Origin of the sequence: Streptomyces sp. CAU 1734, assembly GCF_039888735.1 — a bacterium.
Classification (GTDB): Bacteria; Actinomycetota; Actinomycetes; order Streptomycetales; family Streptomycetaceae; genus Streptomyces.
Genome location: NZ_JBDQQP010000010.1, coordinates 88,100 through 113,272 on the forward strand (window position 1 = coordinate 88,100; position 25,173 = coordinate 113,272).

Sequence of the window (25,173 nt, forward strand, 5' to 3'; positions counted from 1 at the left end):
CGGGATCACCTCGGCGGAAGCTCCGGCCGCCGCCGGTCCGGGACATGGTCGTAACCCGGCGGGTCGGCCGCCGGGTGGGCCGCGAGCATCTCCAGGGCCAGCCGCACCGCGTCGTCCAGGCCCGCATGCCGGCCCTCCGCCCAGTCCAGCGGGGTGCGCAGGGCCTCCAGGTCCGGCTCCACCCCGTGGTTCTCGATGGACCAGCCATACCCCTCGAACCAGGCCGCGTTCATCGGCACGGTGATCACCGTGCCGTCGCCGAGCTGGTGGCGGCCGGTCATCCCCACCACCCCGCCCCAGGTCCGGCAGCCCACCACCGGCCCCAGACCGAGCTGTTTGAACGCCGCCGTGATCATGTCGCCGTCCGATGAGGTCGCCTCGTCCGCCAGTGCCACCACCGGGCCGCGCGGCGCGTTCGAGGCGTACGACACCGGCTGGGCGTCCCGGGTCAGATCCCAGCCCAGGATCCTGCGGGTCAGCTTCTCCACCACCAGCTCGCTGATGTGGCCGCCGGCGTTCCCGCGCACGTCCACGATCAGGGCCGGGCGGGAGACCTCCAGCCGCAGATCCCGGTTGAACTGCGCCCATCCCGAACCGCCGGTGTCCGGGATGTGGAGATAGCCGCATCTGCCGCCGCTCAACTGCCGCACCACGGCGCGCCGTTTCGCCACCCAGTCCTGGTAGCGCAGCGGGCGCTCGTCCACCAGCGGCACCACCGCCACCCGCCGGGCCGGGCCGCCGTTCCCGTCCGCCGGCCGGAAGGTCAGCTCGACCGTCGTCCCGCCCGCCGCCGACAGCATCGGATACGGGCCCGTCACCGGATCCACCGGGCGGCCGTCCACATGGGTGATGGCGGCGCCCTCCCGGATCCCCGCCCCGGCCAGCGGCGAACGCGCCTTGGAGTCCGACGACTCGCCCGGCAGGATCCGCCGGACCATCCAATTCCCGTCGCGGCAGACCAGATCGGCGCCCAGCAGCCCCATCGGCCGCTGATAGTGCGGGGGTCCCTCATTCCGCCGGGCCGGGGCCACATAGGCGTGGGAGGTGCCCAGCTCGCCCAGCACCTCCCGGAGCAGATCCGCGAACTCGTCCGGTGACGCCACCCGTTCCACCAGCGGCCGGTACTGGCCGAGGATCCCGTCCCAGTCGATCCCGCTCAGCCCCGGGTCCCAGAAGTAGTCCCGGATCAGCCGCCCCGCCTCCGCGTACGCCTGCCGCCACTCGGCCGCCGGGTCCACCTCGTGCAGGATCCGCCGCAGATCCAGCAGGACCGTGGAGTCCCCGTCGCCGGGCTCGGCCGCCGGGACCGCGCTCAGCTCGTCCTCGTCCACCACCACCAGCCGGCTGCCGTCGCCGCTCACCGCGAACCAGTCCAGATCGGCCATGAGTTCGGTGCGGCGCGCCTTGGAGATGTCGAAGTGCTCCAGGGTGGGGCGGCCCGAGGTGTCCGCCGGATTGGCGAAGGTCTCGCCGAGCGCGCCCGAGATCGGCCAGCGGAGCCAGACCAGCCCGCCGCCGCTCACCGGCGTCAGCGCCGAGTACTTGGACGCGGGCACCGGGAACGGCGTCACCCGGCTCTCCAGCCCCTCGATCTCCACCATCACCGGCCCGGGCCCGCCCTCCCCCTCCTCCGCCTCGTCCAGCGGATCGAGCCCGCCCGCCGCCGGGCGCCCGTCCGGGGAGAGGGCGAAGGGCGAGGGGATCGCCGACGAGAGCGGTACGAGATAGGGGCGGCAGCCGAGCGGGAAGGAGAGGTCGCCGGTGTGCACGTCGTACACCGGGTCGAAGCCGCGCCAGGAGAGGAAGGCGAGATAGCGGCCGTCACTGGTGAAGACCGGATTCTCGTCCTCGAAGCGGCCGTTGGTGACATCGGTGATCGTCCGGTCCTGGATCCGGGCCAGCTTGATCTGCCGGAGCGAGCGGCCCACCCCCGGATGCGACCAGGTCAGCCAGGAGCCGTCGGGGGAGAAGGCCAGATCGCGCACCGGGCCGTTGATCGAGCGGATCAGCTCCAGGCCGCCGCCCGCCGTGTCGCCGCCCCCCTCGCCGGGCGCCGTGTCGAGCAGCAGCAGCCGCCCGTCGTGGGAGGCGACCGCCAGGCGCTCCCCGGCCGGGTCCGAGACCAGCTCCAGCACCCGCCCCAGCCGTCCCGCCGCGCTCCGGCGCGGCTCGCGGTCCCCGCTCGCCCGGGGCAGATACGCGATCTCCACCGCGTCCTCGCCGTCCGCGTCGGTGACGTAGGCGACGCGGCCGTCGGTCCCGAGCATCACCGGCAGCCGGACGCGCACCCCCGGGGTGTCCGCGATGGTGCGCGCCGGGCCGTCGCGGTGGGTGAGCCAGTACAGACTCCCCCGTACCAGCACCGCGCTCGCCCGGCCGGTGGTGTCCACCGAGACCGCCTCCACATGGCTGGCGGCCGGGACTTGATGGACGCGCCGCCCCGTGCGGGCGCCGCCGAGGCGCACCTCCAGCCTGCGCGGCTCGGCGCCGGGGAGGGCCGGATCGTCCACGATCCACAGCTCGCCCGCGCACTGGTAGACGATTCGCCGGCCGTCCGTGGAGGCGGAACGGGCGTAAAACGCGTCATGATCGGTATGACGCCGCAGATCGCCGCCGTCCGGACGGCAGGAGTAGAGATTCCCGACGCCCTCGTGGTCGGAGAGGAAGGCGATCCTGCCCGCGGCGAACATCGGGGACTCCAGATGCCCGTTCAGCTCCGGCAGCAGCCGCTCGCCGTGCAGCCAGAGCCGCCCGGTCGCGCCGCCCCGGTAGCGCTTCCAGGCGGCCGGCTCGTGCGGCGGCTTCCCGGTCAGCAGCAGGGTTCGGCGCTCGCCCGCCAGATCGGCGACGGCGATGTCGGCGACCGGCCCCCAGGGCAGCCGCCCGCCGGGGGCGCCGTCCGGCGGCACGCTGTAGGCCCAGGAGAAGTACGAGAAGGGCTGGCCGTGCGAGGAGACGGCGAGGATCTGGCCGTCCGGGGTCCAGCCGCAGACCCGGGTGTCGGACGAGCCCCAGTAGCCGATCCGCCGGGCCGGTCCGCCCCCGGCCGGGACCAGATGGATCTCCGGGTCCAGGCTGCGCCAGTTCGTGTACGCGATGGTGGCGCCGTCGGGGGAGAAGCGGGGGTGCCCGATCCGGGTCCGGTCGACGGTGATCCGCCAGGCCCGTCCGGGCCGCTCGCCCGCGGGGACCAGCGGGGCGACCCAGAGATCGTCCTCGGCGGCGAAGCAGAGCAGATCGCCGTGGAGATGCGGGAAGCGGAGATACGCGTCGTCGCTCACCTCCCCATGTTTTCCGCGCCACAGGGGTGCGGCAACTTCAGGGACCGGGTGAATCGCGCTTCCTCCGCCCGGCGGCCGGACTCCCCGCCGCGCTCCTGCGGGGCCGCGTATCGGACGCGTGACCGAGGACACAAGCGGTACTCCACCGCCGCTCCCGCGCGCTGGGGTAAATTTGAAGTGTACGAAACCGTTTCGTTCGGCTCGCCGGAAAGGAGGTCCGCCATGACACGCAGCCGGCTGACCCCCGAGCGTGAGACCGAGCTCTACGAGGCCGTGCTCGATCTGCTGCGGGAGGTGGGCTACGACGCCCTGACGATGGACGCCATCGCCGCCCGCACCCGGTCCAGCAAGGCCACGCTCTACCGCCAGTGGCACGGCAAGCCCCAGCTGGTGGCCACGGCTCTCCGGCATGTCCAGCCCGCCGGGGTCGACGAGGTCGACACCGGCAGTCTGCGCGGGGATTTCCACGCCATGCTCACCCGGGGCGACAACTGCCGGCTGGAGCAGGACAGCGCGCTGATGCGCGGCCTTCTCCACGCCATCCACACCAACCCCGACCTGCACCGGGCGCTGCGGGAGCAGCTCCTCCAGCCCGAGGACGCCGAGATGCAGGCGGTCCTCGGACGGGCCGTCCGGCGCGGCGAGATCAAGGCGGACAACCCCGCCCTCGGTCTGGTCACCCATATGCTGCTCGGCGCGTTCCTCGCCCGCGAGGTCATCGAGGACCGGTCCCCGGACCTGGAATACCTCACCCGCTATGTGGACTCCGTCGTCCTGCCGGCGCTGGTGGCCTGATGTCCGCCACACCGTCCGTGACGCCGCTTCCCGGCGGCCGATGTCGTGCCGGTTCCCGGCCGGTGCCGGTGGCGCGCCCCCGGTGCGGCACCCGGATCCCACCCGATCTCCGCCGCCCGGAGACCGGACCCCGGTTCACCGCCTGAACCGGAAGCATGTCCGGAGCCGAGCCCGGAGTCGTATCCGGAATCACGTCCGGAGTCGCATCCGGCACGAGAACCGGAACCCGGGCTCCCCACCCCCGGAGTTCGCCCCGCACGGAGTCCGATCCTCCGCCGGAGCCGGGTCCCCCACCCCCGGTCCGCACCCGCGGGAATCGCTCACGCACGACACCGCTCAACGCACGATCCGAACCTGACGCGCGCCGCTCTCGTACGTCGGGCCGACTCCCCATGTCCTGTTGTTCGCCTCACTTACGGGAGTACGCCCTCGTGGCCACGTTCCTCTACAAACTCGGCCGGATGTCCTTCCGGCGCCGCTGGCTCGTCGTCCTGACCTGGGTGGCGCTGCTGGTGCTCGCCGGGGTCGGCGCGTCGTCCGCGGCCACCCCCAAGGAGCCCGGTTTCTCCATACCCGGCACGGAGGCCCAGAAGGCGTTCGACCTTCTCGAAGAGCGCTTCCCGGGAGCCATCGCCGACGGTGCCTCCGCCCGGATCGTCTTCAAGGCCCCCGACGGCCAGAAGATGACCGACGCCAAGCACAAGGCGGAGGTCAACAAGACCGTCGCCGACCTCAAGTCGGGCTCCGACCAGGTCTCCGACGTGGCCGACCCCTACACCGGCGGCGCGGTCTCCGAGGACAAGACGATTGTCTACATCTCGGTCTCCTACAAGGTCAGCTCGATGGAGCTGACCGACAAGACCCGTGAGGCGCTGACCGACACCGGTGAGCAGGCGCGGGACGCCGGCCTCCAGGTCGAGATCGGCGGCGACGCGGCGATGGCCGAGGTCGACCCGTCCTCCGCCGAGATGGTCGGTATCGCCATCGCGGCGGTCGTGCTCGCCATCACCTTCGGCTCGCTGGTCGCCGCCGGACTTCCGCTGCTCACCGCCATCATCGGCGTGGGTATCGGCATCTCCTCCATCACCGCGCTGGCGAACGTCTTCGACCTCGGCACCACCACCGGCACGCTGGCCACGATGATCGGCCTCGCGGTCGGCATCGACTACGCGCTCTTCATCGTCTCCCGCTTCCGGGCCGAGCTCGCGGACGGCAAGTCGCACGAGGAAGCGGTGGGCCGGGCCACCGGCACCGCCGGATCCGCCGTCGTCTTCGCCGGTCTGACCGTGGTCATCGCCCTCGTCGGACTCGCCGTCGTCAACATCCCGATGCTCACCAAGATGGGCTTCGCCGCCGCCGGTGCCGTCGTGATCGCGGTCGTCATCGCCATCACGCTCATCCCGGCGCTGCTCGCCTTCGCCAAGGACCGGGCGCTGGGACGGAAGCTCCGCAAGGCCCGCAAGGCCGGCACCGCCACCGCGCACGGCAGCGACAAGCCCAACATGGGCACCCGCTGGGCCCGTCTCGTGGTGCGCCGCCCGATCGCCGTGCTCCTCGTGGGCGTGGTCGGTCTCGGCATCGCCGCCGTGCCCGTCGGCTCCCTTCAGCTCGGTCTGCCGGACGAGGGCTCCTCGGCGCCCGAGTCCAGCCCGCGCAAGGCGTACGACCTGCTCTCCGACGGCTTCGGCCCCGGCTTCAACGGTCCGCTGACACTGGTCGTCGACGTCAAGAAGAGCGAGAACGCGCAGAGCGCGGTCGACGAGGTCGCCAAGCGGGCGGAGAAGTTCGACGGCGTCGCCGCCGTGATCCCCGCGCCGCTGAACAAGGCCGGCGACGCCGCGACGATCACCGTGGTCCCCAAGGACCGTCCGTCCTCGGTCAAGACCGAGGACCTGGTCCACGACATCCGTGAGGCCCGCGGCGCGATCGAGACCGACACCGGCGCCAAGGTGCTGGTCACCGGCGCCACCGCGATGAACATCGACTTCTCGCAGCGGATGAACGACGCCCTGGTGCCGTATCTGGCACTCGTCGTCGGCCTCGCCTTCCTCCTGCTGGTGCTGGTCTTCCGCTCGATCCTGGTCCCGCTCAAGGCGGCCCTCGGCTTCCTGCTCTCCGTCCTCGCGGCACTGGGCGCGGTCGTCGCGGTCTTCCAGTGGGGCTGGCTCGGCGAGCTGTTCAATGTCGAACAGCCCGGCCCGATCATGTCGATGATGCCGATCTTCATGGTCGGTGTGGTCTTCGGTCTGGCCATGGACTACGAGGTCTTCCTCGTCACCCGGATGCGCGAGGCGTATGTCCACGGCGAGCGTCCCGGCGAGGCCGTCGTCACCGGCTTCCGCCACGGCGCCCGGGTGGTCACCGCCGCCGCGCTGATCATGGTCGGTGTCTTCGCCGGCTTCATCGGCTCCGGCGAGCAGATGGTCACGATGATCGGCTTCGGTCTCGCCATCGCGGTCATCTTCGACGCCTTCGTCGTCCGGATGGCGATCGTCCCGGCGGTGCTGGCGCTGCTCGGCCACAAGGCGTGGTGGCTGCCGCGCTGGCTGGACCGCGCGCTGCCGAATGTGGACGTGGAGGGCGAGCAGCTCCAGAAGCACCTGGCCGCCACGGAGTCCGCGGCCCCGGGTGACCCCGACGAGGACCGCGAGCTGGTCCGCACCTGACCGTGCGGCTGGCGGCGGGGATCCTCCCGCCGCCAGCCGTCCCGTTCGAATCCCGTCCGCCGGCCGGGGACACCGCCCTTCGGGGGAGGTGTCCCCGGCCGGCGGCGTTCTCCGCGCCGGGCGCGGGGGTGCGCACCGGGCGGGGCCCGGGGTGGTTCCGTTGTCACCGGCGCGGGGGCGCCGTCCGGTCCGTCCGGTCCCGGGGGCTGATCTCCTCAGCCCGCCCGGTCCCGGGGTCCGTGCCGGCCGGCGCTCGTCCTTCCGGCCCGTCCGCGGGGGCCGTGCCCGCCCGCCCCGGGGGAGCCGGATCGCTCCCGCCGCTACTCCGTCGTGGCCACCGGGGCCACGGCATAGGTGTGCCGCAGAAAGCGGCTCAGCGCCTTCGTGTCGAACTGCACCACCGCCACCCCGTCCGCCGTGTGGAACTCCACCACCGCCTGGACCCGCCCGCACGGCCAGACCTCCACATCACCGCTGCGCACGGGGGCGCGCAGCCCCGACTCCAGCAGCTCCCGGGGGAAGCTCCGGTCCACCCCGCCGGGGAGTCCGCCGGGGAAGGAGAACCGCACGGCGCGAGGATCCTCGGCCGGTTCATAGCGCAGGGCCACGCGTACCGGCCGGTACTGGGGAGCGTCGGAGACTATCCGGCCCCATGCGTGTTCCTCGACCGCCGCGACGGACATCGAACGCTCCTCACCAAATCCTTTTTGTCCTCTTTATTATCTAATCTCCCATATTTTGCCCAGGCTGCTCGATTCCCACCTCCGGGCCCGCCGCTTTCTGCCCTGCCGGCGCTCTTGCAACCGGTGTGCAACAGGCTCAATATCGTCGGTTAGCGAGGCCGGCGGCTCCATCCGATCCACCAGCCCGGCGGCGCGCCGCCCACCGGCGGTCATCTGTCCGATGTCTCATCTGTCCGATGCGGAGCCCGCCATGCATGTGCCCGACGGATTCATCGACACACCGGTCTCGGTGGCGGCGGGGGTGGCCGCCGCGGGGGCGGTCGCCGTGAGCCTGCGCGGCGCCCGCCGCGAGCTGGCCGGGGCCCCCGGCCAGGCGGCCCAGCTTTTGGGGGCCGAGCGGACCGCCCCGCTGGCCGGACTGGTCGCCGCCTTCGTCTTCGCCGTCCAGATGCTCAATTTCCCGGTCGCCGCCGGGACCAGCGGCCATCTGCTGGGCGGCGCGCTCGCCGCCATCCTGGTCGGGCCGTACACCGGGGTGCTCTGTGTCTCCGTGGTCCTGCTGATGCAGGGCCTGCTCTTCGCCGACGGCGGGCTCACCGCCCTCGGCGTCAATGTCGTGATCATGGGCGTGGTGACCGCCGCCGTCGCCTACGGACTCTTCCGCGCCCTGCTGGCCGTACTGCCGCGCCGCCGGAGCTCGGTCACCGGCGCCGCCTTCGCCGCCGCGCTCGTCTCCGTACCGGCCTCGGCCGCCGCCTTCACCCTGCTCTACGCGATCGGCGGGACCACCGATGTGCCGATCGGCACCGTGCTCGCCGCGATGGTCGGCGTCCATGTGCTGATCGGCATCGGCGAGGCGCTGATCACCATGGTCACCGTCGGCGCGGTGCTCGCCGTCCGTCCCGACCTGGTGTACGGGGCGCGCGACCGCGTCGAGCCCCTCCGGCTGAAGGTCGGCGGGGAGTTCGTCGCCGTCACCCCCCACCGCGCCGGGCCCGCGCCGCGCTCCCCGCGCCGGATCTGGCTCGCCGGCCTGGCCGCCGCGCTCGTACTCGCCGGAGGGGTCTCCTTCTACGCCTCCGCCAGCCCCGACGGCCTGGAGCGCGTCGCCGCCGACAAGGGGTTCGACAAGAAGGCGGAGGAGCATGCCGCGGCCGGCTCACCGCTCGCCGACTACGGCGTCGAGTCCATCACCGACACCCGGATCTCGGGCGGTCTCGCCGGGGTCATCGGCGTGGGCGCGACGGTCGTCATCGGCACCGGGATCTTCCGGCTCGCGGTGCTCCGGCGCCGCCGCGGCCGGTCCGGCGGGGACGCGCCCGTACCGGCGGACAACGCCTGACATGGGCGCCGGGCACAGTCACCGGCTCCACCGGCCGGGAAACTCCCCCGTGCACGCGCTGCCCGCGCACTGCAAGATCGTCGCCGTCCTCTGCTTCGTCCTCGCCGTGGTCTCCACCCCGCGCGAGGCGGTGTGGGCCTTCGGGCTGTACGCGCTGCTCCTGGCCGCCGTCGCCGCGGCGGCCGGGATCCCGCCCGGGTTTCTGCTGTGCCGGCTGCTGGTCGAGATCCCGTTCGTGGCCTTCGCGCTGCTGATGCCCTTCGTGGTGCCGGGGGAGCGGACCGCCGTTCTCGGCGTCCAGCTGAGCGTCCCGGGCCTCTGGGGCGCCTGGAACATCCTCGCCAAGGGCACGCTCGGCGTCGCCGCCTCCGTACTCCTCGCCGCCACCACCGAGATTCGCGCCCTGCTGCTGGGCCTTGAGCGGCTGCGCCTTCCGCCGCTGCTGGTGCAGATCGCCTCCTTCATGGTCCGCTATGGCGATGTGATCGCCGATGAGATGCGCCGGATGTCGATCGCCCGCAGATCGCGGGGGTTCGAGGCCCGGGGAGTACGGCAGTGGGGGGTGCTGGCGAAGTCCGCCGGAGCGCTCTTCATTCGCAGTTACGAACGGGGTGAGCGGGTGCATCTGGCCATGGTCAGCAGGGGCTACACCGGCACGATGCCGGCCATCGGCGCCACCGCCGCGACCCGGGCGCAGTGGGCGCGGGCCGCCGCCCTCCCGGCCGCGGCGCTCGCCGTCGCCCTGCTGGGGCGGACACTGTGACGGCCGCCCCGGCGGCCGGCGCCGACTCGCTGGTGGTGCGCGGGCTGGCGTACGCCTACCCGGACGGGCACCAGGCCCTCTTCGGGGTCGATCTGAGGGTCGGCCGGGGTGAACGGGTGGCGCTGCTCGGCCCCAACGGCGCGGGCAAGACCACGCTCGTCCTCCATCTCAACGGCATCCTCGGCGGCGGCCTCGGCACCGTCGCCGTCGCGGGTCTGCCGGTGGTCCGGGAGCATCTGGCGGAGATCCGCCGCCGGGTCGGGATCGTCTTCCAGGACCCGGACGACCAGCTCTTCATGCCGACCGTCCGCGAGGACGTCGCCTTCGGCCCGGCCGCCGCGGGGGTGCGCGGCGCGGAGCTGGACGGCCGGGTCGAGCGGGCGCTGGCGCGGGTGGGCATGGCCGGATACGCGGACCGGCCCCCGCACCATCTCTCCTTCGGGCAGCGCCGCCGGGTGGCGGTGGCGACCGTGCTCGTCATGGAGCCGGAGATCCTGGTGCTGGACGAGCCCTCGTCCAATCTCGATCCGGCGTCCCGGCGCGAACTCGCCGACATCCTGCGGTCGCTGGATGTCACCGTGCTGATGGTGACGCACGATCTGCCGTACGCGCTGGAGCTCTGCCCCCGCTCGGTGATCCTGAGCGAGGGGGTGATCGCGGCGGACGGCCCCACCGCCGGGGTGCTGGCGGACACGGAGCTGATGCGCGCGCACCGGCTGGAGCTGCCGTTCGGCTTCGATCCGGCCGCCGCGGTCCGCGAATCGCGCTAATTAAGTTTGACTAGTGGCAGGGATTGGCATACTCTCCTCCATGTAGTCAAGCTTGACTACATGGAATGGCTCTATGGATGCAACGGCCTGATGCGAGGAGCGCGAATGCCCGTGGTTCTGCCCGACACCGGATACACCCCCACCGCCGAGGACCGGAAGAGCCTGGACGCCTGGTTCGCCGCCTACGACGAGGCCGGCGGGGCGCGCCGGATCGAGCGGATGGCCGACATGGCGGTCTTCCCGCTCAATCTGGTCAGTGACGACTCCGCCGGGAACGGCCGGTCGGCACAGTGGGACCGGGAGCGGTTCGTCGAGACCATGACCCAGGTGATGGGGGAGGGCGACCAGGACATCACCTTCGAGTCCGAGCGGACCCCGGTCTTCCTCTCCGCCGCCATGGCCGTGGTCTTCACCGACTCGGTGATGACGGCCGGCGGCGAGACCCGGCGCCTGCGGTACGCCGACATCCTGCTCCGCCGGGACGGGGTCTGGGCGTTCCAGACGATGATCCAGGGCGGCTGGGGCGACAACCTCTAGCGTCCCGGCCGGTGCCCCGGCCCCCGCGCGGGGGCCGGGACACCGCGCTCAGCGGCGCAGCTCGTCCGCCAGCAGGCCCATCGTGAACATGTCGTACCACTGCCCGTCGCGCCGGAAGACCTGGCGCAGCCGGCCCTCCTCCACGAAGCCGACCTTCTCGTAGACCCGGCGGGCGGCGTGGTTCTCGGTCGCCACGGTCAGCGAGATCTTGTGCAGCCGCATGTCGTCGAAGCCGTAACGGCAGGCGGTGCGCATCGCGTCGGTGGCGTAACCCCGCCCCCAGTACTCCTTCTCGCCCAGATAGATGTCCAGCTCCGCGCAGCCCGTCTCCGGCGTGGCGCCGTGCAGCCGGACCAGCCCGATGAGCGTCCCCTCCGGCCCGGCCGTCTCGATCCCGAACAGAACGTCGCCATGGGCATTGCGCGGACGCTCCGCCAGAGAGGCGCGCACCCGCGCCTCGGTCTGCGGATAGCCGTCGTCCATCCACCGCATGACCTCGGGATCGTGGTTCCAGCGCCAGAGCGCCGCCCCGTCCGACTCCGTCATCGCCCGCAGCCGTATGAGCTCCCCGCGCACGCTCTTCCCCCTCGCTGACCGCCATCTGTCCGGCCCGCCAGTGATAACACGTCACACACCACCCGTTCCATCCGATTGTCGAACGGGACGCCCCGGAAGGAACGTTCCGGAGCCGTCGTTGCACCATGGAGGGGACCGACAGAGCGGGAGAGTGCGCACAGTGGACGTCCAGGGCACGCTGGCAGCGGGTTTCGAACCGGTCGCGGAAGCGTTCGTACGCAACTTCGAGCAGCGCGGCGAGCAGGGCGCCGCGGTCGCCGTCTACCGGCACGGGCGGAAAGTGGTCGACCTGTGGGCGGGCACCCGGGATACGGACGGCACCGAACCCTGGGCCGTCGACACCGCGCAGATCGTCCGCTCGGTCACCAAAGGCGTCGCCGCGGCCGTCGTCCTCCTCCTCCACCAGCGCGGCCAGATCGACCTGGACGCCCCCGTCGGCACCTACTGGCCCGAATTCAAGGCCGGCGGCAAAGACCGCGTCCTCGTACGGCAATTGCTCGCCCACCGCGCCGGACTCCCCGCGCTCGACCGGCCGCTCACCCCCGCCGAGGCGATCGACTCGGTCAGCGGGCCCGCCGCGGTCGCCGCGCAGCGCCCCGAGTGGGAACCCGGCACCGATCACGGCTACCACGCCCAGACCTACAGCTGGCTCACCGCCGAACTGGTCCGCCGGGTCACCGGGCGCACCATCGGCCGCTGGGTCGCCGAGGAGATCGCCCGCCCGCTCGGCCTGGACTTCTGGATCGGCCTCCCGCCCGAGGAGGCCCACCGGGTCGGCCGCATCGGCCCGGTCGCCGAACCCCCCACCGCCCAGGGCGGCGGCCTGCGGCTCCGCGCCAAACGCTCCGTCGCCGACGCCTACCGCACCCCCGGCTCCCTCACCCGCCGGGCCTTCGGCGCCATCGACCCGCTCCCCGACGAGAACGACCCCGCCTACCGCGCCGCCGAACTCCCCGCCTCCGGCGGCATCTCCACCGCCCGCGCGCTCGCCCGCTTCTACGCCGCGACCATGGGCCCCGTCGACGGCGGCCCCCGCCTCTTCGCCCCCGCGACCCTCGCCCAGGCCCGCACCGAGGAATCGGCCGGACCCGACCGGGTACTGATCGTGCCCACCCGCTACAGCCTCGGCTTCATGCTCCACGGCCCCGCCGCGCCCATGCTGGGCCCCGGCTCCTTCGGCCACCCCGGCCGGGGCGGCTCACTCGGCCTCGCCGACCCCGAATCGGGGATCGCGTTCGGCTATGTGACCAATGGACTACGCAAGGGAGTTACCGCCGACCCCCGTGCTCAAGCGCTGGTCAGAGCGGTACGTTCTGCGCTATGACATATGGGTTGAGACGTTTCGAGGGGTATGGCGCACTGGTCACCGGCGGCGCCCGGGGCATCGGCGAGGCGGTGACCCGGCGGCTCGCCGCGGAGGGCGCGCGCGTGCTGATCGCCGACCTGGACGAGGAGGCCGGCCGCCGGACGGCCGAGGACATCGAGGGCGCGGAGTCCATCCGCTGCGATGTGACCGACCGGGCACAGGTGGAAGCGGCGGTGGCGTACGCGGCCGAGCGCTTCGGCACGCTGGACGTCCTCGTCAACAACGCCTTCGCGTGCAGCGAGGACGCGCCCCTTCTGGAAGACCAGTCCGACGAGCTCTGGAACCGCGACCTGGACGTCGTCCTGACCGGCGCCTTCCGCTGCGCCCGCGCCGCGATGCCGCTGCTGGCCCGGTCGGGCCGGGGCGCGGTCGTCAACATCGGCTCGGTCAACGCGGAGGCCGACTTCGGCAACCACGCGTACAGCGCGGCCAAGGCGGGCCTGGCCTCCTTCACCCGCACCCTGGCGGGTGACGCGGCGGCCCGCGGCGTCCGCGTCAACCAGATCAACCCCGGTACGATCCGCACCTCCGCGTGGGCGGGCAAGGACCCGGTCCTGGAAGCCCTCGGCCGCGGCGCGTATCCCCTCGGCCGGGTGGGCGAACCGGAGGACATCGCCGGGGCGGTGGCATTTCTGGCGTCGGCGGACGCGGGGTGGATCACGGGGGCGACGCTGCGGGTGGACGGCGGGCTGCTGGCCGTGAACCGCCACTTTCCCGCGTTGATCGCGGCGGCGGAGTCGGGTGCGGGGGGCTGATCTTGTGGGGGTGCGTTTCCGGGGCTCCGCCCTGGGCCCGGCGCCTCAATCGCCGGCGGGGCTTGGGTGTGCGGGTTGCCCGTTTGCTCGGGCCGGGTGCTTGTTGGTGCGGGTTGGGTGCCGCTCCGGTTCGGCACTGGGGCTGCATGATTTACGGCGCATGTACCGCCCTTGTTTTGGTCTTTCTCCTTTGCGCCACAAATCACGCTTGACGCCCCAGTACCGCTCCTGCGCGTCCCCCCTTCCGCGAGTAAGCCCAGTGCGTGATGACCGTTGTGAGGGTGCCCGTGCGTCCCGAGACGGTTTCACAAGGCCGGGAACCCCGCTCCGGAACGTCACCCAGGGGTGAGTGGGTGATGGGCGTCAGAGTGGGCGGGTGCTTCTGGGCGGGCGCTCCCGCACCAGAACAAGCCCGGGGGCGGTGGGGGGCCGCTTATCGGGCGACGCCCGTGGAGGGGGTGTGCAGGGTCGTCCCCGGAAGAGCCGGCGGTAAGACCCGGGTACGCGATACAAGCGGGCCGGTTTCCGCCGGCTCTGAGGAGTCGAGCCCGGAGGACCCCCGGGCCGAACCAATGCGAAGGTGTCCCGCCCCGTACCCGCGCACCGGAGGGGAGTGAACGGAACAAGACCCCGAGGCACTGCAAGGCGCCGAAGGCGTCTGTAGGCCCGCACCCCGGATAACCCGAACAACACAGGGCGCGAGGCGCACAAGAAGAGCCCCACACCCCGGGACCCCGAACAACACGGGCGAGGACGCGACACCGCCCACGCACCGACCCGCAACAGCGAACAAGGGCGAGCAAAATCAAGCCCCGCCGGCGTTTGAGGCGCCGGGCTCGGGGCGGAGCCCCGGGAAAGGGACCCGCACCACGGGCGACCCGAACAACACAGGCGACGATGCGACACCGCCCCCACGCCAACTCGCGCCCGCGAACGAGGGCGAGCAAAATTCAGCCTCGCCGGCGTTTGAGGCGCCGGGTCCGGGGCGGAGCCCCGGGGAGGGCCCGCACCCCGGGGCGAGGGCGCACAACACTCCGCCCCGCCGGAGGCAGACGTGCCCGGGCCCGGGGCGGAGGCCCGGGGAGGAAGGGTCAGCGGGCGTTCAGGACGCGGGCCACCACCGGCCCCGCCGACTCCCCGCCCCGTCCGCCCGACTGCACCACCGCCGCCGCGGCCAGATCGTCCGCGTAACCCGTGAACCAGCTGTTGGACTTGCCCTGGCCGTCGACCTCCGCCGAACCGGTCTTCGCGCCCTTGTCCCCGCTCACCGACGCCATCGACGCCTGGCCGGAGCCGCTGACCGCCGTCGCGTTCATCATCTCCCGCAGCGCCGAGGCGATCCCGGGCGGCAGCGCGTCCGCGCTCGCCAGTGGGCGCTTGTCGATCGAGCGCGGAACGATGAACGGCTGCTTGAAGGCGCCGTTCTTCACGGTGGCGGAGAGCGACGCCACCGTGAGCGCGTTCATGGTGATCTTGCCCTGGCCGATGTACGACGCGGCGGTCTCGGTGCCCGCCGACTGCGGCACCTTGCCGTCGTGGCTGGGGACGCCCGTGGTCCAGGAGAGCCCGATGCCGAAGTACTTCTCCGCCGTCGCGCCCAGTACCGTGCCCGACTTGTCGCCCAGCGGCTTCACCGGCTTGATGAAAGTGGTGTTGCAGGAGCGCAGGAAGCTTTCCTTGAAGGTGGGGCCGGTGAGCGAGAAGCGTTCCAGGTTCTCGAACTTCGCCCCCAGCCAGCTCACCTCGGCGGGGCACTCGACCTTGGAGCCCGGTCCCTGGACGAGGCCCTGGTCCAGCATCATCGCCGCGGTCACGATCTTCATCGTGGAGCCCGGCGCCTGGGCGCCGGACATCGCCGTGTTGAAGCCGCCCGCCGGGCTGTTGGCGACGGCGCGGATCTCGCCGGTGCTCGGCTTGATCGCCACCGCCGATGCCTGCCCCCGCTCGCGCACGGCCTCTTCGGCCGCTGCCTGGACATCGGCGTCCAGCGTGGTCCGCAGGGTGCCGGGGGTGCCCTCGTTCAGGGTGAGGAGGGTCTTGGAGGCCACGCCCTCCTGAGTGGATTCGAGCACGATGGCGGTGCCCGGTGTCCCGCCCGCGAGGCCGGCGTACTTCTCCCGGAGGCTGCCCAGTATCGGTGCGAGCGAGGGGTACTTCGCCCCGGTCAGGCTCCGGCCCCGGTGGTCGGTCAGCTTCATTCCCGGCGCATGCGACTCGTCCACCCCGAGGGTGGTCGTGTCCGTCAGCTCGGGGTGCACCACGGCCGGCTTCCACTCGACCAGCGGCCGTCCGGTGGTCTTCCCGCGCACCACGGTCAGTTTGGAGGAGTACGTCCAGGGCGTGCTGCCGCCCGGGTGCTTGACGGTCGTCTTCACCGTGAAGGGCACGGTGGTGCCCGCCGGTGTCCCCGGGGTGATCACCGTCCCGGTGGTCCGGGTCTCGGTGCGGAAGGCGGCGAGCAGTGGCTCGGACTCCACCGGGTTGTTGGTCAGCCGTGCCGCCCTGCCGCCCTTGTCGGCCGCCCAGGCGGTGAGGAAGTCCTCGGTCGCCTGGTCGACTTCGGCCGCGCTCAGCGGCCCGGTCTTCTTCTCGGGTGCGCCGGCCGACCCGCCGATGAACTGGTGTCCGCCGTAGGCGACCCCGCCCGCGACCACCAGAAAGACCCCGCCGACGATGGCGACTTTCGCTCCGCTGCGCATGGGCCTTCCGATCCTCTCCCCGGCCGTTCCCTCGTTTGAAACATGTTCAAGCGAGAAGTTTCCGTGCACTGTACGGGACGGCCTCCGGCGGCGAGTCGTTCCCGTGTGATGGGACCGTGACGTGGCGCATATGCCATTGGCTCGGCGTGCCTGACCGGTACTCACCCTCCGGCTGGCGGAATATGGCGCAATGGCGAAAACGATGACGAAGGGCGAATGGCACACATTCGTCTCCGAGGGCACCCGTACGGCGAAGCTCTCCACCGTACGAGCCGATGGAAGTCCGCACATCGCCCCGGTGTGGTTTCTTCTCGACGGTGACGAGCTGGTGTTCAACACCGGCGCGACAACGGTCAAGGGGCGCAATCTGATCAGGGACGACCGGGTCTCCGTCTGTGTCGACGACGAGGCGCCGCCGTTCGGTTTCGTGCTGCTCCAGGGGCGGGCCGAGGTCAGCGAGGACCCGGAACAGGCGCGTCACTGGGCGACCCGGATCGCCGCCCGCTACATGGGCGAGGAGCGGGCGGAGGAGTTCGGGGCGCGCAACGGGGTCCCGGGTGAGCTGACGGTGCGCATCAGGGTCGGGAAGGCGATCGCGCTCTCCGGCCTGACGGACTGACATGGACGGACGGGCCGGCACCCCGTCACGCGGTGATCCCCGGCGAACACGGCGGCGCGCCCGGTGCGGGGGAGGGAGCGGTCCTCCCGGCACCGGGCGCGCGGTCGTGCGGTATCGCCGTTCAGGGGCTCAGTGGGTGAGCTGCTTCGGGTCCGAGCCGTAACGGTTCGGCCGGTCATCGCCGCCGAGGCAGACGAAGACCAGCAGGATGATGCCGCCGACGAACGGGACCAGGGAGATCAGGAACCACCAGCCGGTCCTGTCGGTGTCGTGCAGCCGGCGCACGGTCACGGCGAGGCTGGGCAGGAAGAGCGCGACCATGTAGAGCGAGGCCAGGATCGGCGTGCTCCAGAGAGCGAAGTCGATGCCCACCAGCACCAGCGAGAATATGGTGTTGAAGAGGGTGAACATCCAGTATTCCTGCCGGCGCGCCCGCCCGCTGAATCCCACGTAGTTCTGAAGTACTTTCAGGTACCAGTTCATTGCGTCCCCCGAGGAGTGGCTCAGTGATGTGCCATGGCCCGCTCCTCGACGGAGCGGGACCCCGGAGAGTATGAGGTTGAGATGCTCCCGTCAAGACAGATTGTCAAGATCGCGGATCAGCCAGGTTGAATGTGCTGAAGGCCCGGAAATGTCAGGGTGCTATACCCAGGTATCCAGCCACATTCGATCGCGCCACTCGCTCAGCGGAATTGATGTCCCCGTGTACAGCGGATGGAAATAGATGAAGTTCCAGATGATCAGCAGGACCAGGACCCCCGCCCCGATGGCACCGATCGCCCGCCGGCGCTCGTCCGATCCCGGCGGCCCCAGGATCGCGCCGATCATCATCGCCAGTGCCAGGCAGATGAACGGCACGAAGACCACCGCGTAGAAGACGAAGATCGTGCGCTCCTGGTAGAAGAACCAGGGCAGCCATCCCGCCGCGATACCGCAGGCGATCGCGCCCGCCCGCCAGTCCCGGCGGAAGAACCAGCGCCACAGGACGTAACAGATCGCGAAGCACCCGGCCCACCAGAGCAGCGGGGTGCCCAGGGCCAGTACCTCGCTCGCGCACTTCTCCGTCGCGTCCGCCGGGCAGCCGTCCCGGCCCGCGACCGGATCCTCGTAGTAGTACGAGACCGGGCGGCCCATGACGATCCAGCTCCACGGGTTCGACTGGTAGGTGTGGTGCGAGGTCAGGCCGACATGGAAGTTGAAGACCTCGGTCTCGTAGTGCCAGAAGGAGCGGAGCGCGTCCGGGAGCAGCTCCGTCAGCCACTGACTGCCCGGGAGCCAGTCGAAGCCCTGCGCGGGGCGATCGTCCGCCCAGTTCCGGGAGTAGCCCTTCTCGCTGCGGAACCACCCCGTCCACGAGACCATGTAGGTCGCCAGCGCGACCGGCACGGTGGAGACGAACGCCGGGACCGCGTCCCGCCGCAGCATCGCGGCCCAGGGCCGGTGGGCCCCCGCCGTGCGCCGGGATCCCACGTCCCACACCACGGCCATCAGACAGAACGCCGCCATCACATAGAGGCCGTTCCACTTGGTGCCCGCCGCCAGGCCCAGCATCACCCCGGCCGCGATCCGCCACGGCCGCCACCCCAGCCGCAGGGACTCCGCGACCCCGGCATCGGGCCGCACCACTCCGGGGTCGTCGCCGTCTGCCGGCAGCGCGTCGGCCAGCCGGAGCCTGGCCCGGTCGCGGTCGATCAGCAGACAGCCGAAGGCGGCCACCACGAAGAACATCAGCACCAGGTCGAGCAGTGCGGTGCGGCTCATCACGAAGTGCAGCCCGTCGACGGCGAGCAGCAGGCCCGCCAGACAGCCCAGGAAGGTGGAACGGAACAGCCGGCGGCCGATCCGGCAGATCATCAGCACCGACAGGGTGCCGAGCACCGCCACCATGAACCGCCAGCCGAAGGGCGTGAAGTCGAACATCTTCTCGCCCAGGCCGATGATCCACTTGCCGACCGGGGGATGCACCACATAGCCGGGGTCCACCGGGATCGGGACCGAGGAGGGATCCTTGAGGATCTTGTCGTTGACGTCGTCGGGCCAGTGGCCCTCGTACCCCTGGTTGATGAGCGCCCACGCGTCCTTCGCGTAGTACGTCTCATCGAATATCACCGCGTCCGGCCGGCCCAGATTCCAGAACCTGAGCACCCCGGCCACCAGCGCGACCAGCAGCGGACCGCCCCACGCGGAGAGCCGCAGCAGCCGCTCCGCCGTGTCGGGGGCGATGCCGAGCACCGGCCACAGCCGGGCGGAGGGGCGGGTGAAGGGCGGCGCCAGGCGTTCCCGCAGCCCGATCACGGAGGGAGGCGCGTAGCCGAATCTGCGCAGCCGCTGCTGCCAGCCGGAGGGCTGTTCTTCGGCGTCCCTGTCGTGGAGGGGCTGTGGCGCGGTACTGGTCACCGCGCCATCGTAGGGAACGGGACCGGGTACGGGGCGCGTCCCGTCCGGCACGGCAGCGCGGGTCGGTGTCCCCGCCCGCCCCAGCCGTAGCCTCCCGCCGGCCGCGGCGACCCCGCTGAACTGCGCGGGGAGCCCGGCGGGCGGCTCGCCCGCGGCACGTGTCCGGCCGGCGCCCCGCCCTGGAAGAATGGCGGGTGTGACCACTGAGCCGCCCCGTGATACCCCCGCCCCCGCCGGTCTGCTGATTCTGGCCGGCACCCCGATCGGCGATGTCGCCGACGCCCCGCCGAGGCTCGCCGCCGAGCTGGCGAACGCCGATGTCGTCGCCGCGGAGGACACCCGGCGGCTGCGCCGGCTCACCCAGGCCCTCGGGGTGCACACCACCGGACGGGTCGTCTCCTACTTCGAGGGCAATGAGTCCGCCCGCACCCCGGAGCTGGTGGAGGCGCTCACCGGCGGCGCCCGGGTGCTCCTGGTCACCGATGCCGGGATGCCGTCCGTCTCCGACCCCGGATACCGCCTGGTCGCCGCTGCGGTGGAGCGGGACATCAGGGTGACCGCCGTGCCGGGCCCGTCCGCCGTGCTGACCGCGCTGGCGCTCTCCGGGCTCCCGGTGGACCGTTTCTGCTTCGAGGGTTTCCTGCCGCGCAAGGCCGGCGAACGCCTCTCCCGGCTCCGTGAGAACGAGAACGAGCGCCGCACCCTCGTCTACTTCGAGGCCCCGCACCGGCTCGACGACACCCTCGCCGCGATGGCCGAGGTCTTCGGCGCGGACCGGCGGGCCGCCGTCTGCCGTGAGCTGACCAAGACCTACGAGGAGGTCAGGCGCGGCGGGCTGGGCGAGCTGGCGGCCTGGGCGGCCGAAGGGGTGCGCGGCGAGATCACCGTCGTGGTCGAGGGCGCGCCCGCGCCCGGCCCCGGCGATCTCGCCCCGGCCGATCTGGTGCGCCTGGTGCGGCTGCGCGAGGAGGCGGGGGAGCGGCGCAAGGAGGCCATCGCCGCGGTCGCGGTGGCGGCGGGTGTGCCCAAGCGCGAGGTGTTCGATGCGGTGGTCGCGGCAAAGAACGAGGCCGGAGCCGCACCCGGCCCGGCCTGACAGGCCCCTGCGGACAGTAAAGGTCTACCGTGGAAAGCAAAGCGCGACCCCTGTCCTGAGGGTCTTGGGCATGGTCTTGCCCAAGACCACACCATTGTTCGACAGGCGCTGATGCGCTCCCGCCGGAATGGGCGTCCACTGGGGCAGTGGAGAGGAGCTGGCATGAGTGAGATAGCGGGCACCGCCAGGGTTCACGAGGCGTACGCCTTCGCTTGTATGCGCTGCGGCCATGGCTGGGAGCAGGCGTACGACATCGAGCACCACATGGACCCGACCGGCCGGCAGTATGTCGTCTACCGGGCGGACGGAGAGCGGGTGCCTTCGCCGTTGTCCAGCCCGACCTGCATGAACTGCGGCGGGCATGTCGTACGGATCATGCGGGCGGGACAGGTCTCGTCCGTACTGGATCTGATGGCGCGCGGCTCCGGCCAGGACCCGGTTCCGCCGGCCCGGCGGAAGAAGCCCCCGCCCGCGGGTGAGACGGAATCCGCCGGTGACCCGCCCGCCGCCGCCCCGGCGCCCGGGAAGCACCACTGGCACCTCTCCGACCTGCTCCACCCCTTCCACCGCCGCTGAGCCGCCCCGGGCGCCGTCGGCCGCCCATGGGCCGCGCCCCGCGCGCACCCGCCGCCGGACCCGCCGGTCCGCGCGGGTTCCGCGCGGCGGTACGGGCCGGGCGGTACGGGCGGTACGGGCGGTACGGGCGGGGCTGAGCCGCCGGGACTCGTGCACCGGGCCCGGCCGCAGGGGTGGTGCGGTCGGACAGGCGGTTACGGGGCTGGGTGGCCCCCGCGGGCCGGTCCGAGCCGTGTTCCGCGGGCCGGATGGCGTCCGGACCGGTGACGCGGCCGGTGCGCCGGGGCGATCCGCCCGGTCGCTGTCCGTGCCGGTCCCATCAGGGTGGGGGCCTGCCTTCCGGCCGGGGTGGGGCCGGATCGGCCACCGCTCATGGCGGCGCGGTCGCTCTCCGTGCCGGTGTGGGCCGGGACGGGCGGTGTCCGTGCCGGATCGGCGTACCGACCGGGGCGGTGCCGGCGCTCTGCGTGCCGTGCTCCACCGGGCGGGCGGCGTCCGCACCGGTGACGCCCGGTGAGGCCACCGGTGCCGGCGGGTGGGACCCCGGCCCGGTGGTGCCCGTACCCGAGTGTCCGTACCGGCATCGGCCCCCGCGGCTCCCGCCGCGCGGCCGGTCTCCCGCGTGATGCCCGCGGACGCCGGTTCAGCGGGTCGGCTGAACCGGTGCTCCGCCCCGGGGCGCGGACCCTTCGCCGCGCCCGCCCCGGGCGAGCGGCGCCCGCCTTGCTCCTGCGGGGCAGGGCGTGCGCCGTTCGCACCGCCGGGCCCCGTACCCCCACCGTCCGCGCGATTCGCCGCTCTCCGGCGACATCCGGGTCCCGCGCGCCCCCGCCCGCGCCGGCGTGGAGCCCCCGGCACACGGCCCCGGGGGCCGGACGCCCCCCGCCCTCGTAGGATCGCGGCCATGACCTCGAAGTCCGCCCCGCCGCCCCTGCCCGAACCACTGCGTGTCCCCGTCACCGATTCCCACACACATCTGGACATGCAGGAGGGCACGGTCGAGGAGGCCCTGGCGCGGGCGGCGGCCGTCGGGGTGACGGCGGTCGTTCAGGTGGGGTGTGACATCAAGGGCTCCCGCTGGGCGGCGCAGACCGCCGGCGAACACGAGGCCGTCCACGCGGCCGTCGCGCTGCACCCCAATGAGGCGCCGCGCATCGTCCTCGGCGATCCCGACGGCTGGTCCCGGCAGGGGGAGCGGCCGGCCGGGGGCGACGGCGCGCTCGACGACGCCCTCGCGGAGATCGACGAGCTCGCGGCGCTGCCCCAGGTGAGGGCGGTCGGCGAGACCGGTCTGGACTACTTCCGCACCGGTCCGGACGGCGTCGCCGCCCAGGAACGCTCCTTCCGCGCCCATATCGAGATCGCCAAGCGCCGCGGCAAGGCGCTCGTCATCCACGACCGGGACGCGCACGCCGATGTGCTGCGCGTCCTCGCGGAGGAGGGCGCGCCGGAGCGCACGGTCTTCCACTGCTTCTCCGGTGACGCCGAGATGGCCCGGATCTGCGCGTCGGCCGGCTACTACATGTCCTTCGCGGGCAATATGACCTTCAAGAACGCCCAGCCGCTGCGGGACGCGCTCGCGGTGGCCCCGGCCGAGCTGGTCCTGGTGGAGACGGACGCGCCGTTTCTCACCCCCGCTCCGTACCGGGGGCGCCCCAATGCCCCGTATCTCATCCCGGTCACCCTCCGGGCCATGGCGGCGGTGCGCGGCGTGGACGAGGACACCCTGGCGGCGGCGATCGCCGCGAACACGGCCGAGGCGTTCGGCTGCTGAACCGCCCGGAGGGCGCCGGAGGATACCGGTGCGACGCTGAGTAGTCGAATCGCTTGGGAGAGTCACCGATACTCCGATAGCGTGCCGGGCCGCAGCGCCATCGGGCGGACCGGACCCGGACCTTACGGAGCGTCGTGAACAGTGTGACCGATGCGGCAGGTGTGACCACCCCGGCGGGCCTGCGGGGCGAGCGGGGCAGACACCGGGGCGGTGGCACCCGTGTCCCGGCTCCGGCCCGTGTCCCCGCCCCGGCCCCTGCCGGTGAACCCGGCCCGCCGGGGCGCCACCGCGCCCCGGACCGGAACGACTCCCCCGGGAGCCGGGGCCGGCACCGCGCCGGGGCCTCCGTCACGACCTCGCTGGACGACCTGCTGCGGCGGGAGCCTTACCCGCCCGAGGACCACCCCACGATCACCATGCGCCCCGTACCCGTACCGCCCGACCCGGCCGGCGGGCACCGCCGGCCCGCACCCGGCCGGCCGGACCGCGCCGTCCTCGGGCGGCTGCTCCCGCGCGCCCTCGTCGTCGCCTTCCTGGTGGGCGGCACCTCCGCCTTCGTCGCCGGTGAGACATCGGCCCGCCTCACCGCCGGCGGCGGGCCGCACACCCCCTCACCGGTCAGCTGCGCCGACTCCTGACCCTCCGGCGCGGGCGGGCGCGGCCCCGCGGCACCCGTACGCTGTATCGGTGAGCACCACTGAGCCCTCCGACGCACTCCTCGGCCCCGCAGACATCCGTGAACTGGCGGCGGCGCTTGGCGTGCGCCCCACCAAACAGCGCGGCCAGAACTTCGTCATCGACGCCAACACCGTCCGCCGCATCGTGCGCACGGCCGGTGTCCGCGCCGACGACGTGGTCGTGGAGGTCGGCCCCGGGCTGGGCTCGCTGACCCTGGCGCTGCTGGAGGCGGCGGCCGGAGTCGTCGCCGTCGAGATCGACGACACCCTCGCCGCGGCCCTGCCCGCCACCATCCTGGCCCGGATGCCCGAGCTGGCCCCGCGCTTCACCCTCGTCCACTCGGACGCGATGCTGGTGGACGAGCTGCCGGGGGTGCAGCCGACCGCGCTGGTCGCGAACCTCCCGTACAACGTCGCCGTACCGGTGCTGCTCCATATGCTCGACCGCTTCCCGACCATCGAGCGCACGCTGGTGATGGTGCAGGCCGAGGTCGCCGACCGGCTCGCCGCCGGGCCGGGGAACAAGGTGTACGGAGTCCCGTCGGTGAAGGCGAACTGGTACGCGGAGGTCAGGCGCGCCGGTTCGATCGGCCGGAATGTCTTCTGGCCCGCGCCGAATGTGGACTCGGGCCTGGTGTCGCTGGTGCGCCGCGACCCGCCGGTGACGACCGCCACCAAGCGGGAGGTCTTCGCGGTGGTCGACGCGGCCTTCGCGCAGCGCCGCAAGACCCTGCGGGCCGCGCTCGCGGGCTGGGCGGGCTCGCCCGCGGCGGCCGAGGCGGCGCTGGTGGCGGCGGGGATCTCGCCGCAGGCGCGCGGCGAGGCGCTGACGGTGGAGGAGTTCGCACGGATCGCGGAGGCCAAGGCGTGAGCACCGGTACGCGGCAGGGCCCGGCCGCCGGCGGTGTCACCGTCCGCGTCCCGGCGAAGGTCAATGTGCAGCTCGCGGTGGGTGCCGCGCGCGCCGACGGCTTCCACGACCTGGCCAATGTCTTTCTCGCCGTGTCGCTCTTCGACGAGGTGACGGCCACCCCGGCCGGCTCCCTCACCGTCAGCTGCGAGGGCCCGGACGCGGCCGGGGTCCCCCTGGACACCACGAATCTCGCGGCGCGCGCGGCACAGCTGCTCGCCGCCCGCCACGGCATCTCCCCCGATGTGCACCTCCATATCGCCAAGGACATTCCGGTCGCCGGCGGGATGGCGGGCGGCAGTGCGGACGGCGCCGCCGCGCTGCTGGCCTGCGACGCGCTCTGGGGCCTGGGATCGAGCCGGGCCGAGCTGCTCGACATCTGCGCCGAGCTCGGCAGCGATGTGCCGTTCAGCCTGGTCGGCGGCGCGGCACTGGGCACCGGCCGGGGCGAGCGGCTGACCGTGCTGCCGGTGGGCGGGGTCTTCCACTGGGTCTTCGCGGTCGCGGACGGCGGGCTCTCGACCCCGGCGGTCTACGCGGAGTTCGACCGGCTCACCCCGGCCGCCCCGGTCCCGGCCGCCTCCCCCGCCCTGCTGGAGGCCCTGCGCACCGGTGACGCGGACGCGCTGGCCGCCGCCCTGTCGAACGACCTCCAGCCGGCCGCTCTCTCGCTCCGCCCGGAGCTGGCGCGGACGCTGGAGACGGGACGGTCGGCGGGGGCGCTCGCCGGTCTGGTCTCGGGCTCCGGGCCGACGACCGCCTTCCTGGTACGGGACGCGGCGGGTGCGGAGAGTGTGGCGAAGGCCCTGTCGGCGTCGGGCACCTGCCGCACGGCCCGGGTCGCCTCCTCCCCGGCGGAGGGCGCGACCGTGGTCGCCCGGGGCTGATACT

The 25,173-nt window shown here is 72.6% G+C and carries 21 protein-coding genes; 15 read left to right on the top strand and 6 right to left on the bottom strand.

Annotation, left to right across the window (positions count from 1 at the left end):
* Positions 1-5 precede the first annotated feature (5 nt).
* On the bottom strand, positions 6-3,281 hold the full coding sequence (locus tag AAFN69_RS20290) for a S41 family peptidase (RefSeq protein ID WP_347730007.1): 3,276 nt from the start codon (positions 3,279-3,281) through the stop codon (positions 6-8).
* 222 nt (positions 3,282-3,503) lie between these two features.
* Between AAFN69_RS20290 and AAFN69_RS20295 the strand changes: the two genes are divergently transcribed.
* Together AAFN69_RS20295 and AAFN69_RS20300 are read left to right on the top strand one after the other, a co-directional pair.
* On the top strand, positions 3,504-4,076 hold the full coding sequence (locus AAFN69_RS20295) for a TetR/AcrR family transcriptional regulator (protein ID WP_347730008.1): 573 nt from the start codon (positions 3,504-3,506) through the stop codon (positions 4,074-4,076).
* Between the two features lie 431 nt (positions 4,077-4,507).
* The gene (locus AAFN69_RS20300; RefSeq protein ID WP_347730009.1) at positions 4,508-6,742 is read left to right on the top strand and encodes an MMPL family transporter; all 2,235 of its coding nucleotides are present in this window, start codon (positions 4,508-4,510) and stop codon (positions 6,740-6,742) included.
* 320 nt (positions 6,743-7,062) lie between these two features.
* Here AAFN69_RS20300 and AAFN69_RS20305 read toward each other — a convergent pair whose 3' ends face one another.
* A complete protein-coding gene (locus AAFN69_RS20305; protein ID WP_347730010.1) occupies positions 7,063-7,425 on the bottom strand; it encodes an SsgA family sporulation/cell division regulator in 363 nt (120 codons plus the stop codon).
* Between the two features lie 250 nt (positions 7,426-7,675).
* Here AAFN69_RS20305 and AAFN69_RS20310 point away from each other — a divergent pair, with 250 nt between their 5' ends.
* The 4 genes from AAFN69_RS20310 (at position 7,676) to AAFN69_RS20325 (ending at position 10,837) form a co-directional block, all read left to right on the top strand.
* Positions 7,676-8,767 (top strand): energy-coupling factor ABC transporter permease, encoded by a 1,092-nt coding sequence (locus AAFN69_RS20310; protein ID WP_347730011.1) that lies wholly within the window; start codon positions 7,676-7,678, stop codon positions 8,765-8,767.
* A 1-nt stretch (position 8,768) separates the two neighbouring features.
* Entirely contained in the window at positions 8,769-9,530 is a 762-nt protein-coding gene (gene cbiQ / locus AAFN69_RS20315) for a cobalt ECF transporter T component CbiQ (protein ID WP_347730012.1), read from the top strand.
* Complete coding sequence (locus AAFN69_RS20320; protein WP_347730013.1) at positions 9,527-10,300, top strand: ABC transporter ATP-binding protein; 774 nt, start codon at positions 9,527-9,529, stop codon at positions 10,298-10,300. Before cbiQ ends, AAFN69_RS20320 begins: the two co-directional genes overlap by 4 nt.
* A 105-nt stretch (positions 10,301-10,405) precedes the next feature.
* A complete protein-coding gene (locus tag AAFN69_RS20325) occupies positions 10,406-10,837 on the top strand; it encodes a nuclear transport factor 2 family protein (protein WP_347730014.1) in 432 nt (143 codons plus the stop codon).
* Between the two features lie 48 nt (positions 10,838-10,885).
* On the opposite strand, the gene AAFN69_RS20330 is transcribed toward AAFN69_RS20325, so the two are convergent.
* A complete protein-coding gene (locus AAFN69_RS20330; protein ID WP_347730015.1) occupies positions 10,886-11,413 on the bottom strand; it encodes a GNAT family protein in 528 nt (175 codons plus the stop codon).
* 160 nt (positions 11,414-11,573) lie between these two features.
* On the opposite strand from AAFN69_RS20330, the gene AAFN69_RS20335 reads away from it, so the two are divergent.
* On the top strand, positions 11,574-12,737 hold the full coding sequence (locus AAFN69_RS20335) for a serine hydrolase domain-containing protein (protein ID WP_347730256.1): 1,164 nt from the start codon (positions 11,574-11,576) through the stop codon (positions 12,735-12,737).
* A complete protein-coding gene (locus tag AAFN69_RS20340; RefSeq protein WP_347730016.1) occupies positions 12,734-13,534 on the top strand; it encodes an SDR family NAD(P)-dependent oxidoreductase in 801 nt (266 codons plus the stop codon). The genes AAFN69_RS20335 and AAFN69_RS20340 overlap by 4 nt, the downstream gene beginning before the upstream one ends.
* 1,091 nt (positions 13,535-14,625) lie before the next feature.
* Here AAFN69_RS20340 and AAFN69_RS20345 read toward each other — a convergent pair.
* The gene (locus tag AAFN69_RS20345) at positions 14,626-16,233 is read right to left on the bottom strand and encodes a penicillin-binding transpeptidase domain-containing protein (protein ID WP_347730017.1); all 1,608 of its coding nucleotides are present in this window, start codon (positions 16,231-16,233) and stop codon (positions 14,626-14,628) included.
* 190 nt (positions 16,234-16,423) lie between these two features.
* Here AAFN69_RS20345 and AAFN69_RS20350 point away from each other — a divergent pair, with 190 nt between their 5' ends.
* Positions 16,424-16,852 carry a PPOX class F420-dependent oxidoreductase gene (locus AAFN69_RS20350; RefSeq protein ID WP_347730018.1) on the top strand — a complete coding sequence of 143 codons (429 nt, stop codon included), beginning with the start codon at positions 16,424-16,426 and terminating at the stop codon, positions 16,850-16,852.
* Positions 16,853-16,981: 129 nt separating this feature from the next.
* On the opposite strand, the gene AAFN69_RS20355 is transcribed toward AAFN69_RS20350, so the two are convergent.
* Entirely contained in the window at positions 16,982-17,335 is a 354-nt protein-coding gene (locus AAFN69_RS20355; protein WP_347730019.1) for a DUF805 domain-containing protein, read from the bottom strand.
* Positions 17,336-17,494: 159 nt separating this feature from the next.
* Positions 17,495-19,249: a phospholipid carrier-dependent glycosyltransferase gene (locus AAFN69_RS20360; RefSeq protein WP_347730020.1), complete on the bottom strand. Its 1,755-nt coding sequence runs from the start codon at positions 19,247-19,249 to the stop codon at positions 17,495-17,497.
* A 196-nt stretch (positions 19,250-19,445) separates the two neighbouring features.
* Here AAFN69_RS20360 and rsmI point away from each other — a divergent pair, with 196 nt between their 5' ends.
* The 6 genes from rsmI (at position 19,446) to AAFN69_RS20390 (ending at position 25,169) form a co-directional block, all read left to right on the top strand.
* Positions 19,446-20,345, top strand: a complete 900-nt coding sequence (gene rsmI / locus AAFN69_RS20365; RefSeq protein ID WP_347730021.1) for a 16S rRNA (cytidine(1402)-2'-O)-methyltransferase — start codon at positions 19,446-19,448, stop codon at positions 20,343-20,345.
* 162 nt (positions 20,346-20,507) lie between these two features.
* Positions 20,508-20,921 (top strand): hypothetical protein, encoded by a 414-nt coding sequence (locus AAFN69_RS20370; protein ID WP_347730022.1) that lies wholly within the window; start codon positions 20,508-20,510, stop codon positions 20,919-20,921.
* Positions 20,922-21,825: 904 nt separating this feature from the next.
* A complete protein-coding gene (locus AAFN69_RS20375) occupies positions 21,826-22,695 on the top strand; it encodes a TatD family hydrolase (protein WP_347730023.1) in 870 nt (289 codons plus the stop codon).
* Positions 22,696-22,829: 134 nt separating this feature from the next.
* The gene (locus tag AAFN69_RS20380) at positions 22,830-23,333 is read left to right on the top strand and encodes a hypothetical protein (RefSeq protein WP_347730268.1); all 504 of its coding nucleotides are present in this window, start codon (positions 22,830-22,832) and stop codon (positions 23,331-23,333) included.
* A 49-nt stretch (positions 23,334-23,382) separates the two neighbouring features.
* The gene (rsmA, locus tag AAFN69_RS20385) at positions 23,383-24,243 is read left to right on the top strand and encodes a 16S rRNA (adenine(1518)-N(6)/adenine(1519)-N(6))-dimethyltransferase RsmA (protein ID WP_347730024.1); all 861 of its coding nucleotides are present in this window, start codon (positions 23,383-23,385) and stop codon (positions 24,241-24,243) included.
* Positions 24,240-25,169, top strand: a complete 930-nt coding sequence (locus AAFN69_RS20390; protein ID WP_347730025.1) for a 4-(cytidine 5'-diphospho)-2-C-methyl-D-erythritol kinase — start codon at positions 24,240-24,242, stop codon at positions 25,167-25,169. Before rsmA ends, AAFN69_RS20390 begins: the two co-directional genes overlap by 4 nt.
* Positions 25,170-25,173: the final 4 nt, after the last annotated feature.

What these genes read in the sequence shown, in the direction of transcription:
- AAFN69_RS20310 (WP_347730011.1), top strand. Translation starts at nt 7,676, where the DNA reads ATGCATGTGCCCGACGGATTCATCGACACACCGGTCTCGGTGGCGGCG.
- AAFN69_RS20345 (WP_347730017.1), bottom strand. Translation starts at nt 16,233, where the DNA reads ATGCGCAGCGGAGCGAAAGTCGCCATCGTCGGCGGGGTCTTTCTGGTG.
- AAFN69_RS20375 (WP_347730023.1), top strand. Translation starts at nt 21,826, where the DNA reads ATGACCTCGAAGTCCGCCCCGCCGCCCCTGCCCGAACCACTGCGTGTC.
- AAFN69_RS20340 (WP_347730016.1), top strand. Translation starts at nt 12,734, where the DNA reads ATGACATATGGGTTGAGACGTTTCGAGGGGTATGGCGCACTGGTCACC.
- cbiQ (WP_347730012.1), top strand. Translation starts at nt 8,769, where the DNA reads ATGGGCGCCGGGCACAGTCACCGGCTCCACCGGCCGGGAAACTCCCCC.
- AAFN69_RS20350 (WP_347730018.1), top strand. Translation starts at nt 16,424, where the DNA reads ATGGCGAAAACGATGACGAAGGGCGAATGGCACACATTCGTCTCCGAG.
- AAFN69_RS20355 (WP_347730019.1), bottom strand. Translation starts at nt 17,335, where the DNA reads ATGAACTGGTACCTGAAAGTACTTCAGAACTACGTGGGATTCAGCGGG.
- AAFN69_RS20370 (WP_347730022.1), top strand. Translation starts at nt 20,508, where the DNA reads ATGAGTGAGATAGCGGGCACCGCCAGGGTTCACGAGGCGTACGCCTTC.
- AAFN69_RS20325 (WP_347730014.1), top strand. Translation starts at nt 10,406, where the DNA reads ATGCCCGTGGTTCTGCCCGACACCGGATACACCCCCACCGCCGAGGAC.
- AAFN69_RS20295 (WP_347730008.1), top strand. Translation starts at nt 3,504, where the DNA reads ATGACACGCAGCCGGCTGACCCCCGAGCGTGAGACCGAGCTCTACGAG.
- AAFN69_RS20305 (WP_347730010.1), bottom strand. Translation starts at nt 7,425, where the DNA reads ATGTCCGTCGCGGCGGTCGAGGAACACGCATGGGGCCGGATAGTCTCC.